This window comes from Paenibacillus stellifer (assembly GCF_000758685.1).
GTDB classification, from domain to species: domain Bacteria; phylum Bacillota; class Bacilli; order Paenibacillales; family Paenibacillaceae; genus Paenibacillus_AQ; species Paenibacillus_AQ stellifer.
Map to the genome: position 1 here is coordinate 2,698,455 of NZ_CP009286.1, position 12,348 is coordinate 2,710,802.

Consider the following 12,348-nt stretch of genomic DNA (forward strand, 5'->3'; position numbering starts at 1 on the left):
CTGAAATGCGCTTGGAACCTGAAATTGCGCTTGTCAACGAAGAAAAATTCTTGTAAGATCGGTTTAGTACGAGCGTTCTATTCTGTGAAGGAAACAGTGAAGGGTTATGAACAAAAGATCTTACGACAGTGAACAGGTACGCCGGGACGTGCTCCGCGAAGCCGAAGCGCTGTTCTCCCGGAAGGGGTACAATGCGACTTCCATCAGTGATATTTCCAAGGCGGCGGGTCACAGCAAGGGACATATTTATTATCACTTCAAGAGCAAGGAGGAGCTGTTCGTCGCGCTCGCGCAGCAGACGATACGAAGCTGGGGAGAACGCTGGGCGGAACGGGCCGGGGCGTGCAGAACGGCGGTCGACAAGGTGTACGCCATTGCCGACTTTGTCATGGACAACTACCAGCAGGATCTGCTGAAGGCGGGGCAGGAGCTTGCCGCGCATCCAGATGTCCAGCCCTTAACGTTACAGGCGCTGTACGGACTTGCGGCCACGCCGGTCGCAGCGTATCGGAGTATTATCGCGGAGGGAATGGACGCGGGCCTGTTCAGCAAGGACGATCCGGATCGTCTGAGCATGCTGCTCGGCGCCTGGCTTGGCGGTCTTAATGTATTCGTGAATACACTGGACCATAAGTTGCTGCGGAGCTTGTACAGGGAGACAGCGAAAATGTTCATCCAGGCGGTGGCCGCACCGGGGCATGATGACGATCGTGCGCCGGAAGCGGGACCCCAAGTTTAACAGGAGAAATCGGCTGTTTGATAGCCGTTTTCTTTTTGCCAAGATTAGAACGATCGTACAAATTATTCGGGAGATGTTGACAAATGAATGTGCTGTATTGGATTCTCGGCGGGATCAACTTGCTGATGTGGGGCTGGGCTGCAGCGATTTACGGCTTAAAAGGCAGTAAAATCGGCCGTTTGGCCGAAACGAAGCCGGAACCGGAGCCGAAAGATATCCGGCCCTTGATCTCGGTTGTAATCGCGGCCCGGAATGAGCAAAAAGCACTGGAACGCTGCATCCGTTCTCTGGCGGCCCAGAGCTATGAACGGTTTGAGATTATCGTCGTCGATGACCGATCCTCCGATGGGACGGGCGAAATTATAAAGCGGATGGAGGCAGAATTTCCGCAGGTGACGGGCTTCCAGATCACGGAACTGCCGGAAGGCTGGATGGGCAAAAGCCATGCGCTCCATGAAGGAGTCAAATTGGCAAAAGGGGAATGGCTGCTGTTCACGGACGGGGACATCCTGTTTCATCCGGAATGCCTCGCCAAGGCCGAGACATCCTGCCGAAAGGAAGAAGTTGACCATCTGTCGCTGATTCCCGATTTCAAGGGCAGCCATCTTTTCTCCAAGTGGTACGGAGCGTACATCTTCTCCAGCGCTTCATCGTTCGGGATGCTGTGGAAGGCTAAGGACCCGAAAGCGCCTCAGACGCTCGGAGTAGGGGCATTCAACCTGCTGCGCCGAAGCGCTTATGAGGCGATTGGAACACACGCCGCTTTCGCGTACGTGACTACAGACGACAACGAGCTTGCCAAAAGAGTCAAGAAGTTCGGGCTGCGCCAGAACGTTATGTACGGCAGCGGCATGATCGCGGTCTGGAATTGGTATGAAAGTCTCCGCCAGTTGATCGGAAGCGTGGAGAAGTCCTTGTTCACGCCGGGTAAAGCTGTGATGACCACTGTGGCCTGCATGCTGACCATGCTGTATCCCTGGGCCGGTCTCTTCTTGGGTCCGATAGGCGCAAGAGTGGTGTGCGGCCTCAGCCTTTTGTCGGTATTCTGGCTGTATTTCCGGTATTCTCGGCATGCCGGGGGCGGCGCATGGTACGGTCTGGCGCATCCGTTAATCGGCCTCTGCCTGATTGCCGGTGGAGTAAGAGGCGCTTACCGGGCGAAAGTGAACGGCGGCATGACCTGGCGCGGCACGACCTATAATTTGAACAATTTGAAGTCCTGACCGTTGGGATATCGGATTACGGATTCGGACTGGAACGAAAATATACGCTTCTCTCCTTAAAGCCGAGCGATCTCCAGAAACTCAAGGCACGCTCGTTCCAGAACATCGCTTCAACATCAAGTTTATCCGTCTGCAGATGACCCGTCAGGACGAGGAAGGCTTCTCTTCCAAGTCCTTGGCGGCGGTATTCCCGGCGGATGAAGTAATGTCTGATGTACAGCGGATTGGAGTGATGCCTGATCAGCGAATATCCTGTTATTTCCCCCTCGAAGAGAAATAAATAGGCGGTGTAGTCGGTTTCGATGAACCGCTGCATACGCTCCTTCAGTTGTCCGATATTCATGGAATTGTCATGCTGTTCGTCCGCAATAAGTTGTCTGTTCATTTCTGCGAGCAGATCAAGGTCGCTCCCGTCGGCTTCTCTGATCGTTAAATTGTTCATCATAACCCCCTAATAACTGGTTTTCCGACCTCAATCATATCCTGAATTCCCGAATTCATACAGTGCGGAGATGGACATTTCGCCCGCTGTACAAAAAATTTCCTTTATGGCATTGACAGATTGCACAGGACAATTTAAAGTTTTAATCATTGAAAGTGATAATCATTATCACTAATACATACAAGAGCTTGATAGGGGGATAAGGAAATGAAGAAGTTGTGGATTCCGGTATTCATTCTGATGATGGCGGTGGTTACTGCTTGTGGAAATAATGGCACAAATAATGCCGGAGGCTCTTCGGCAAGCACAAGCCCAAGTCCAGCCAGCCCGACTGCATCAGCGCCGGCAGCTTCGGCCGAAAGCACAATTGCCCCAGAAGGAAGCACAGGGACATTTACATACCAATCGGATGCAGGTCCGGTAGAAGTTCCGGTGAATCCGCAGCGCGTCGTGGTACTGTCCGGCTTCACGGGCAATGTGCTGGCGCTTGGCGTCAACCTGGTCGGCGTTGATTCCTGGAGCAAGAACAACCCGAATTTTGCGGATAAGCTGAAGGACGTCGAGGCCGTATCCGAAGAGGATCTGGAGAAGATCATCGAGCTGAAGCCGGATCTCATTATCGCTTACGACAGCGTGAAGAATCTGGACAAGCTCAAGCAGATCGCCCCGACAGTTGTCTATACGTACGCTAAAGTCGATTACTTGACCCAGCATATCGAAATCGGCAAGCTGCTGAACAAGGAGAAAGAGGCTCAAGTTTGGGTCGATGACTTCAAAGCGCGGATGGCGACAGCGGGAGAGGAAATCCGGGCGAAGATCGGCGACAAGACCATCTCCGTTATGGAGAATGACGCCAAGCAATTTTATCTCTTCGGCGATCACTGGGGCCGTGGCACGGAAATACTGTATCAGGGCATGAAGCTGAACATGCCGGTAAAAGTGAAGGATGCAGTTGCCAAGGACGGTTGGTACGCTGTGTCTCTTGAAGTGCTTCCTGAATATATGGGCGATTATGTTATTTTCAGCAAGAGCTCTGATATGGATAACGCCTTCCAGCAGACCGAAACGTACAAGAACATCCCGGCCGTCAAGAACAACCAGGTATATGAGGTCGATGCCAAGAGCTTCTACTTCAATGATCCGCTGACGCTTGATTACCAGCTGGATTTCTTCATCAAGATGTTCCTGGGCAAGTGATTCCGATGAAAAAAGTGTCCATACAAACAGGATTCTCCTGGGGAAAGCTTGCAGCCGCGCTTCTCGTACTCATCCTGGCCTTTGCGGTATCGCTTGTGGTTGGGGCCAAGTCGACGACGCTGCATGAGGCATGGCAGGCGCTGTTCACTAACGCATCCGGAGATAATATCGGTCTGATACGGGAAATTCGCCTGCCGCGTATAGCGGCAGGCCTTCTCGTAGGCGCGGCACTGGCCGTATCAGGGGCGATCATGCAGGGGCTGACGCGCAATCCGCTGGCTGATCCCGGACTGCTGGGCATCACCTCCGGGGGCAATGCAGCGCTTGCTTGCGCCCTGGCTTTTATTCCTTCGCTGACTTATTCCGGCATTATGCTGGCCTGCTTTGTCGGAGCTGCGGTTGGTGCGCTGATGGTATTCGGACTCGGCGCGGCATCCAAAAGCGGATTGTCCTCCATACAGCTCGTGTTGGCGGGGGCGGCGGTCTCCGCACTGCTGACAGCGGTGGCTGAAGGTGTGGCGCTGTATTTCAAGCTGTCCAAGGATGTCTCCATGTGGACGGCCGCCGGACTGGTCGGTACGTCATGGGATCAGGTCCGCAGCATTCTGCCATTCGTCGTGATCGGCATTATTATCGCGATCGGCTTCGCCAGGCCTTTGACCATTCTCAGCCTTAATGATTCGACAGCCGTCGGTCTCGGTCTTCGAACCGGACAGGTCAAAGTTATACTCTTCGTGATGGTCGTGATCCTCTCGGGATCGTCCGTCGCTCTGGTAGGAAATATGGCCTTTATGGGCCTGATGATTCCGCATATTGTGCGAATGTTCGCGGGAACGGATTACCGGAACATTTTGCCGCTGTCGGCGGTATGCGGCGCTGCTTTCATGCTGCTTGCCGACACAGTCGGCCGCATGATCAACGCTCCGTATGAAACGCCGGTTGCAGCCATTATCGCTCTGCTGGGCCTTCCGTTCTTTCTGATTATCGTCAGAAAAGGAGGGAAATCACTGTCATGATCCGAAACGAACTATTGGCCAGACAGAGAACGATCGTCGCTTCGCTGATCTTCCTGCTGATCGGAACGCTGATTGTCGGAATGGGCATCGGCAGTTCCTCCGTGTCTTACGACCGGATTATTCCGACTCTTCTGGGACACGGTTCGTTTAAGGACGAATTCGTGCTCTTCTCCGTCCGGCTGCCCCGCATGATCGTGACGATGCTCTCGGGAATGGCTCTTGCTCTTTCCGGCTCCATTCTTCAGGCCGTAACACGCAACGATCTCGCCGATCCTGGCATTGTGGGGATCAACTCCGGAGCGGGAGTGGCGGTCGCTGTATTCTTTCTGTATGTTCCGGTAGACGCGGTTTCCTTTGCCTATATGCTGCCGCTGGTCGGATTTGCCGGCGGATTTCTCGCCGCGGTGCTCATCTACTTATTCGCGTACAGTAAGACCGAGGGGCTGCAGCCGCTCAAGCTGGTACTGACCGGGACGGGCTTTTCCATGGCGCTATCCGGCCTTATGATCATTGTGATCTCGTCGACCGACCGCCAGAAATTCGACTTTATCGCCAAATGGCTGGCGGGCAATATTTGGGGCACCGACTGGCCTTACATCTATGCACTGCTGCCTTGGCTGATCCTGCTGGTTCCGTTCGTTCTGTACAAGTCCAATGTGCTTAATCTGCTGTCGCTCAGCGAGCATGTAACGGTGGGGATCGGCGTCCGGATGCAGCGCGAACGGCTGCTGCTGATGATCGCTGCAGTAGCGCTTGCCTCGTCGGCCGTTTCGGTAACAGGGGGCATCGCCTTTATCGGCCTGATGGCTCCGCATATTGCGAAGTCGCTCGTAGGCCCAAGGCATCAGCTGTATGTTCCGATCTCACTCCTGCTAGGAAGCTGGCTGCTGATTGTCGCCGACCTGATCGGCCACAACATCGCGGGACCCGACGGTATCCCGGCCGGGGTCATAGCCGCGCTGATCGGTGCACCTTATTTCGCTTATCTGCTGCTGAAGAAATAATCCGTACATTGGAAATACAATTAGGCTTCAATTCGCTGCAAAAATAATGGAGGTTGTCACCGGAAGTCATAACATGACGGACCGGGACAACCTCCTTTTTGAGTGGACAGAGTTAGTAGAACATAGGGATTGGCGAGTGCTTGAATGTTTTCGAATATGTGCAGCTACGGACTGTTATTCAGTGTACATAGTTGTTCAGTGTACTTACTTATTCAGGTACGCCCATTCACGTTATCCTTTGGGCGTTCCCCGATATGAACAGCAGCATCCGGCTGATCAGCGGGTGGAGCACCGAAACATGTCCTTCTTCCGCAAAAAGGTGATAGGACACCCGGTCCAGCTCCCGGCCCTCCAGCAATTTTATTTGTTCATATATCTGCTGTGCATCCTGCAGCATCATGCCCTTCTCCAGTGAGCCGATAGCGATAAGGACCGACGGAGCCGGATATGCCGACGGGCGATTCTCGGCGCATTTCCAATCCTCCAGCATACTAAACAGAACATGGTCTTTCCACCAGATTGACGGGCTTCCCGCAATATAGGTTTGAAACAGATAAGGTCTTGTCATCAGCGTGTATAGACAGAAGAAGCCTCCGAGCGAGTGACCGAACAGGGAACGCTTGCCGCTGCCGGCCGGATACCTCCGGGAGATCATAGGCATTATTTCATTCTCGAAAAAATCCAGGAATGTTTCCGCTTCCCCATTGGCAGGCCAGGGAGTGCCATCCGGCCTTAGATCTTCCGGATTGGCGGGTATGGTTAAGTCGAGAAAACGCCGGTCCATTACGAACGGTTCATCCGATGGATAGCCGATGCCGACGATCATGGCGGGCTTCAGTCCCTTGGGATGCCTTGTCTGAAGCGTCATGGCTTCGGCTATTGATCCGAAATAGGCATTCATGTCAACCGTATAAAGAACGGGAAAGCCTTCTTCAGGAGGCGGCATGGAAGGCGGATAGACGGAGATACGGTATTTGCGGCCAGTGATTGCCGAGCTGAAATCAAAGACCTCGGTCCTCGGCACGGCATACCGCTGATGGTGCCTGGATGAATCGGCATTCTGATCCTGAAATTCGCTGCTGCGTACCTGTAACGGTTCTTCCAGTAGGGCGGCAGCAGGATACAGCTCGCGGAGCGCCTCCGGAAACTGCCGGGCCATGAACACCAGATCATGCGTCGCCTCATCTTCTATATGAAGCTTTAGCTGGCCGGAATGGAGCGCCTGGCGGCGCCATCGGTCAGCCGTGTCCCGAATACTGCTCAAGGCATGCTTCTGTATGCCTTCTTTATAGATGCCTTCAAGGCTGCCTGCCGAGATATACAACCGGATATCCTGCGAGGGAAGCGGCGACTGCTCCGCAAATGTCCGGAAGCCTTCGAACCAGAAGGAAGGGGAGAGCATTCCGAATCTCCGGAAGGTGTCGGGACGCCGGTAGGCGGCCAGCGCAGTAACAAGTCCGCCAAGCGATCCGCCGATCATTCCCGTGTGCTCCGGTTCGGGGGCAGTCCGGTAATGGGCGTCCACATAGGGCTTGATCCGGTCGGCGATTTCATCGACGTATGCCGGGCCATGACCGCCAAAGGAGGGACGGCCTTCCTTCAGCGCTTCGGCGGGCCAGGGCGAGTAGTCATCGGTCCGGCAGGCCGTTGATATCCCGACCAAAATCAGTTCCTCCAGCCTGCCTTCCCTGAACAGCATCTGTACGAAATTGCAGCTGCTTAGCATGAGCTGGCCGCCATCGTGAATGTATACGGCAGGATAGCGCTTGTTGGAACGGGGATAGGAGGGCGGCAGCCATATCGTAAGCCGTCTGCCGCCGATTTCGATGGAATGGGTAAGTTCCGCCAACACAATAATCGTCCTTTCTTGAGCTGAGTTATGTCCGCCGGCGTCTTGATGCCAGCAGCCAGACAAAGTAGGGAGCGCCGATTACAGACAGCACGATGCCGACCGGCAGTTGGGCCGGGGAGAAGATTGTCCTGCCGATAAAATCTCCGGCGAGAACGAGCGCTGCGCCCAGCAAACCGCTGACCAGAAGCGATCTTCGGTGCGTTAGTCCGGTCAGCCGGACCGCCATATGCGGCGCGATTAAGCCTACGAAGCCGATGCTGCCGGCGACCGCCACCCCGGAGGAGACGAGGCCTACGCTTGCGAGCAGGAGCAGGCCACGTTCCCGGCGGACCGGTACGCCGAGGCTGACAACGCTGCTGTCTCCCATCCGGAACAGGTCCAGTGTTCGGGTCTTGGACAGAAGCAGCGGCGTCAGCAGCAGGGTCCATGGAAGCACGGATGCCACGAAGAGCCAGTTGGCCGAATTCAGATTGCCGGACAGCCAGGCTGCGGCCCGTTCGAAATCATTCGGGTTCATTTTAAGCGAGGCATACAGCGTTACGGCGGAGAACCCTGAGGAGACGGCGATTCCGACAAGCAGCAATTTCTGCGGATTAATCCCATCCCGGTCACGGGACAGGAGGAAGATCAATGCGGAGGCAAGCAGTCCTCCGGTCATGCCGAACAGCGGCATCAGCATCACTTGGGCCGTTCCCGAAGGAGGGAGCAGGTCCTTCAGCAACAGCATGAAGATAACGACGAACATGCCGGCTCCCGCATTAATGCCGAGAATACCGGGATCGGCAAGCCCGTTGCGGGTAAGGCTCTGAACGGCTGATCCCGTCAGTCCGAGTCCGAAGCCGAGAAGGGCGCCAAGCGCAATCCGCGGAAGCCGGAATTGAAAGATCACCAGATCATTCTCCCGATGCGCCGAGAGCCGCAGCAGCGAGTTCAGCACCTCGCGCAGGGACAAGCCCATTTCGCCCATGGTAAGGCCGAGGATGATAAACAGAACTATGAACAGGCTGCACCCGAATATAACTATCGAATAGCGCGGCAATGATGAGCTACCCACGGCGACCGCCCCCTTTTCGCCGGATCAAGTAGAGGAAGAACGGGACGCCGAACATCGCGGTCACAACACCGACAGGCGTTTCAAAAGGGTGATTGATCAGTCTCGAAATCAAATCGCAGACTGCCAGAAACAATCCGCCAAGCACACCGGATAGCGGAATGGCCATCCTGTAATCGGCCCCGCCCAGCTTCTTCGCAATATGCGGTATGATGAGGCCGATGAATGCGATTTTGCCGGCGAGCGCTACCGAAATCCCGGTCAGCAGCGCGACGGATATCATCGCAAGTCCTTTGACAAGCCGTACCCGTTGACCAAGCCCCGATGAGATTTCTTCGCCTAGCGAGAGTGCCGATACGGATTTGGCCTGCATGAGAACAAGGACCAGCCCGGCAAGCGCGAAGGGCAGGCAGAGCAGAAGAAGAGTCGGGTCGATCTGGTTCAGACGGGCGTTGTACCAGAAGCTGATACGCTGCGGAATATGATAGTACATCGCGGCGGCATCCGATACACCATTCAGGAACATGCCGATAAGCGTACCCAGTATGGCCAGCGTGACAGGCGATTCCGCTCCGGGTATAAGCCGGGCTAGGCCGAAGACCAGCAGTGCTCCAAGCAGGGAGCCGATCATGGAGACCAGCACGAGACTGCCGCCGGAAATTTGAGGGAAATAAATCATGCAGAAGGTTACAGCGAAGACCGAGCCGTCCGATACACCCAACAGGGAAGGGGAGGCAAGGTCATTTCGGGTAATGCCCTGCATGACGGCTCCCGAGACGGCGAGGCAGGCGCCGATCAGCAGCGCGCCGCAGGCCCTCGGGAGCCGAGAATGAATAATGATCTGATGGTTGATATTGCCTTGATCAAAGGCAAACACTGCCTGCCAGACCTCGGCGGCGCTAATATCCGCCGCGCCGTAAATTATGGAGAGGACAACCGTCAATACGGCGGCTGCCGGCGCTATCGCGAAGATAGCAGCCGGCAGCCTGTTGGAGCGAATGCCAAGTTCCATGGCGGATTAGGATTCCACGGCGGTCAGGAAGGCTCTCAGGAACTGGATCTTGCTGTAGGCCGTTCCTCCCTGTGCCAGCGGATCGACGATATTCACAAAGACCTTGCCGTTCTTGGCGGCCGAGACACTCTGGAAGATCGGATTCTTCTGTAGCTCGTCCAGCGCGCCAGTCGCCTTGGAGTTCTCGTCCTCAGAGAACTGGATAAACACGACATCGGGATTGATCTGGGCGAACTGTTCGATCGAGAGCTGCTCCTGCTTCTTGGCGGCGGCGATGGCATCCGGAAGTGCAAGACCGAGATCGGTGTACAGCGAAGGATTGAAATACAGGTCCTTGCCGTAAATGAACATTGCGCCTTCGCGGATGCGAACCAGCAATACCTTTTTATCTTTCAGTCCGGCGACCGCCGACTCTTTGACAGCTGCCAGATCTGTTTTGTATTGCTCGATCAGCTTCGCAGCCTGCTCCTGTTTGCCGGTCAGCTCGCCGAGCAGGGTCAAGTTGGCATCCCAATTCGTAGCGACATGGGAGTATGGAATTGTCGTAGCGATCTGTTGAAGCTTCTCCAGGACCGCTGGATCGAATTTAGTCGACCCCAGAATGACATCCGGCTTCAGCGACAGGATTTTCTCGAAGTTCGGCTCTGTCTTCTCACCGATCGATTCAGCCTTGTCTGTTATGGCGGAGAACATCTCGGGGAATTTGCCCGAAACGGCGATGGCTCCTACCGGATGAATGTCGAGAAGGACGGAATCTTCCATTGCTTCCATAGCGCCCGTAATGACGATGCGCTCGGCAGTTGCAGGCACCGTATATTCAGCATCCAAATATTTGATGGTCTTTGTTGCTGCCACAGCATTGCTCGGAGCCGCGCTCGGAGTTGTGGTAGAAGATGCAGCAGGTGCGGCGGATTGAACCGAAGCGGAGGGGCTTACCTTGCCCGATGCCGAGTTGTCCGTTGCGTTGTTGCCGCAGGCCGCTAATACAGCAACCACGGTGGCTAGTAGCAGTCCGGTAAATAATTTTCTCATAATCTTGAATGACCTCCCTATTTATTTAATGAGAACAATTCTCAATAACTAGGATAGGTCCGGTTCCAATCTTTCTCCATAGATAAAGCGCGGATTTGGCATGGATTATTTTCCGCGAACTCCGCTGCCAGCTCCTCCCGTATTCGTTCAAGTCCAATCGGCGAATACTCTCTCCATGGACTGGACGACAGAAAATGTACACGGCCTTCCTTCACTGCAGAGAGTGAATGCCATCGCGAGGAGCGGGTCAGCTTCCGCCAATATTCCAGTGTTGCGGAATCCTGCCGGATGAGCAGGCAGACATAATCCACATCGTCCGCATCGAAGGCTTGCAGCCTTACGGGGTAATTCGGATGGGCATCCGGCGGGGCTCCGTCCGGTCTGGCGATTCCGAGCTCGTGATACACGAAATCGAGAATGCCTGGCGAGCCGAGCCCGTACAGAGCGCATCCTGCCATGCGGACAAACAGAATGGATGGCGCTTTGCCGAAGCCGGCCAGCTTGCGGCGGGCAGTTCCGGTCTCCCGGTCAAACCTTGTCATCCAGGCTTCCGCTTCCTTCTCCATGCCCATCCGCATAGCAAGCTGACGAAGGCCTGTTCTCCATGAGCCGGGCGATTCGGGCGGAAGCGTGAAGGCGGAGGCAACGGCGGACACCTGCTCAAATTCCTCACCGTTGATGCTTGGCGGGCACACAATCAGCTCAGGCTTCGTCTCAGCCAGCTGGGACAGCCGGAGCTCCCGATTATGCTCCGCCAGGCCGTACTCCAGATGGTAAGGGATGTCTGCGCCGTAACGGGTCAAATAATACCCGGTCCATTTAGGGTGCATCGGAGCGATATGGGGCAGCAGGTCAAAGGGCAGCAGGTAGCCCAGCGTATCAGCTGATCCGTACGCCGCGATGATCCGCTTGCGACGGCTTATGTAATGCGAAGGGGAGAAGCCGTACTCTTTCTTGAATACCCGGCTGAAATAGAATTCATCCTCGTAGCCGATTTCGTGCGCTATATCCTTCAGCCTGCGTCCGGAGGAGAGCATCAGCTTCTTCGCTTTTTCCAGCCGGACATTGGTGATGTACTCAAGGGGGCTCTTGCCATAAGACTGCTTGAATAACTCGGCAAAATGGCGGGAACTTAAACCGGCCGCTCTAGCCAGCTTCTCGGTTGACAGCGGTTGTTCGGGATACTCTTCGAGTTGCCTTCTCGCCTGCTCAAGCCCGTCCGACTCGCTCTTGCAGGGTGAGGAGGCTGCTTCCAGCACCAGCTCCAGAGCGTCGGCCTGCGCGCGCAGCGCAAGGATCGGATCAGGTGATTGATAATGAGCGCATATCGAACGGCAGCGGTCTCCGGCTGCACCGGGCGGAAGCACGGCCGATTCACCCAGCAGCGGAAGCAGAAGTGATGAGTCAGAGGCTTTCAGACTGCCCTCGTACCCATTCGGCTCATACTGGGACAGCCGGATAAGCGCCACCAGGGGGGAGCCGCCTCTTGTCTTGAATTCATACGTGCTGCCGGGAGCACAGACATAGACAGTATCTTCGGTCATGCGAGAAATGGTCGTACCTCTGGTAAGAAGGCAGTGTCCTTCGAGCAGAACGATAAGTGTTGTATGGAGAGACATAAGCTGAGTCATACCGGTTGACGGCTTAACCCGCTGAAGCTCGGCGCTGTGCAGATGTAGTGTCCATCGTCCCGCATCCGGCGGGAGAAGGGGAGGCATCGGGGTCATAATTCAGCATCCTCTCTATGCAAATGATAATCATTATCATTATACCGGGAAAA

The 12,348-nt window shown here is 55.2% G+C and carries 11 protein-coding genes; 5 read left to right on the forward strand and 6 right to left on the reverse strand.

What is annotated here, in order from left to right; all coding sequences use genetic code 11:
* Positions 1-106 precede the first annotated feature (106 nt).
* Both PSTEL_RS12280 and PSTEL_RS12285 read left to right on the forward strand, forming a co-directional pair.
* Positions 107-739 carry a TetR/AcrR family transcriptional regulator gene (locus PSTEL_RS12280; RefSeq protein WP_038695668.1) on the forward strand — a complete coding sequence of 211 codons (633 nt, stop codon included), beginning with the start codon at positions 107-109 and terminating at the stop codon, positions 737-739.
* A gap of 83 nt (positions 740-822) precedes the next feature.
* Positions 823-1,962, forward strand: coding sequence for a glycosyltransferase family 2 protein (locus PSTEL_RS12285; RefSeq protein ID WP_038695670.1), 1,140 nt, complete (start codon positions 823-825; stop codon positions 1,960-1,962).
* A gap of 16 nt (positions 1,963-1,978) precedes the next feature.
* Here PSTEL_RS12285 and PSTEL_RS12290 read toward each other — a convergent pair whose 3' ends face one another.
* The gene (locus PSTEL_RS12290) at positions 1,979-2,407 is read right to left on the reverse strand and encodes a GNAT family N-acetyltransferase (RefSeq protein ID WP_084065009.1); all 429 of its coding nucleotides are present in this window, start codon (positions 2,405-2,407) and stop codon (positions 1,979-1,981) included.
* A 204-nt stretch (positions 2,408-2,611) separates the two neighbouring features.
* On the opposite strand from PSTEL_RS12290, the gene PSTEL_RS12295 reads away from it, so the two are divergent.
* The 3 genes from PSTEL_RS12295 to PSTEL_RS12305 are packed head-to-tail and all read left to right on the forward strand — an operon-like array spanning position 2,612 to position 5,621.
* Positions 2,612-3,601 (forward strand): iron-hydroxamate ABC transporter substrate-binding protein, encoded by a 990-nt coding sequence (locus PSTEL_RS12295; protein ID WP_038695671.1) that lies wholly within the window; start codon positions 2,612-2,614, stop codon positions 3,599-3,601.
* 5 nt (positions 3,602-3,606) lie between these two features.
* Positions 3,607-4,617 carry a FecCD family ABC transporter permease gene (locus PSTEL_RS12300; RefSeq protein WP_038700771.1) on the forward strand — a complete coding sequence of 337 codons (1,011 nt, stop codon included), beginning with the start codon at positions 3,607-3,609 and terminating at the stop codon, positions 4,615-4,617.
* A complete protein-coding gene (locus tag PSTEL_RS12305; protein ID WP_038695673.1) occupies positions 4,614-5,621 on the forward strand; it encodes a FecCD family ABC transporter permease in 1,008 nt (335 codons plus the stop codon). Before PSTEL_RS12300 ends, PSTEL_RS12305 begins: the two co-directional genes overlap by 4 nt.
* Before the next feature lie 226 nt (positions 5,622-5,847).
* Here the strand turns inward: PSTEL_RS12305 and PSTEL_RS26260 are convergent, their stop codons facing one another.
* Genes PSTEL_RS26260 through PSTEL_RS12335 form a run of 5 tightly spaced genes read right to left on the reverse strand, consistent with a single transcriptional unit; the run spans position 5,848 to position 12,295 of the window.
* Positions 5,848-7,473 carry an alpha/beta hydrolase gene (locus tag PSTEL_RS26260; protein ID WP_052098405.1) on the reverse strand — a complete coding sequence of 542 codons (1,626 nt, stop codon included), beginning with the start codon at positions 7,471-7,473 and terminating at the stop codon, positions 5,848-5,850.
* A 25-nt stretch (positions 7,474-7,498) separates the two neighbouring features.
* On the reverse strand, positions 7,499-8,527 hold the full coding sequence (locus tag PSTEL_RS12320; protein WP_038695675.1) for a FecCD family ABC transporter permease: 1,029 nt from the start codon (positions 8,525-8,527) through the stop codon (positions 7,499-7,501).
* Complete coding sequence (locus PSTEL_RS12325) at positions 8,520-9,536, reverse strand: FecCD family ABC transporter permease (protein WP_038695677.1); 1,017 nt, start codon at positions 9,534-9,536, stop codon at positions 8,520-8,522. Before PSTEL_RS12325 ends, PSTEL_RS12320 begins: the two co-directional genes overlap by 8 nt.
* 6 nt (positions 9,537-9,542) lie before the next feature.
* The gene (locus PSTEL_RS12330; RefSeq protein WP_038695679.1) at positions 9,543-10,568 is read right to left on the reverse strand and encodes an ABC transporter substrate-binding protein; all 1,026 of its coding nucleotides are present in this window, start codon (positions 10,566-10,568) and stop codon (positions 9,543-9,545) included.
* A 41-nt stretch (positions 10,569-10,609) separates the two neighbouring features.
* On the reverse strand, positions 10,610-12,295 hold the full coding sequence (locus tag PSTEL_RS12335; protein WP_038695681.1) for a helix-turn-helix domain-containing protein: 1,686 nt from the start codon (positions 12,293-12,295) through the stop codon (positions 10,610-10,612).
* Positions 12,296-12,348: the final 53 nt, after the last annotated feature.

Bases quoted from the DNA above. Each gene is read 5' to 3' on its own strand.
- PSTEL_RS12280 (WP_038695668.1), top strand. From the start codon at position 107: ATGAACAAAAGATCTTACGACAGTGAACAGGTACGCCGGGACGTGCTC.
- PSTEL_RS12285 (WP_038695670.1), top strand. From the start codon at position 823: ATGAATGTGCTGTATTGGATTCTCGGCGGGATCAACTTGCTGATGTGG.
- PSTEL_RS12290 (WP_084065009.1), bottom strand. From the start codon at position 2,407: ATGATGAACAATTTAACGATCAGAGAAGCCGACGGGAGCGACCTTGAT.
- PSTEL_RS12295 (WP_038695671.1), top strand. From the start codon at position 2,612: ATGAAGAAGTTGTGGATTCCGGTATTCATTCTGATGATGGCGGTGGTT.
- PSTEL_RS12300 (WP_038700771.1), top strand. From the start codon at position 3,607: ATGAAAAAAGTGTCCATACAAACAGGATTCTCCTGGGGAAAGCTTGCA.
- PSTEL_RS12305 (WP_038695673.1), top strand. From the start codon at position 4,614: ATGATCCGAAACGAACTATTGGCCAGACAGAGAACGATCGTCGCTTCG.
- PSTEL_RS12325 (WP_038695677.1), bottom strand. From the start codon at position 9,536: ATGGAACTTGGCATTCGCTCCAACAGGCTGCCGGCTGCTATCTTCGCG.
- PSTEL_RS12330 (WP_038695679.1), bottom strand. From the start codon at position 10,568: ATGAGAAAATTATTTACCGGACTGCTACTAGCCACCGTGGTTGCTGTA.
- PSTEL_RS12335 (WP_038695681.1), bottom strand. From the start codon at position 12,295: ATGACCCCGATGCCTCCCCTTCTCCCGCCGGATGCGGGACGATGGACA.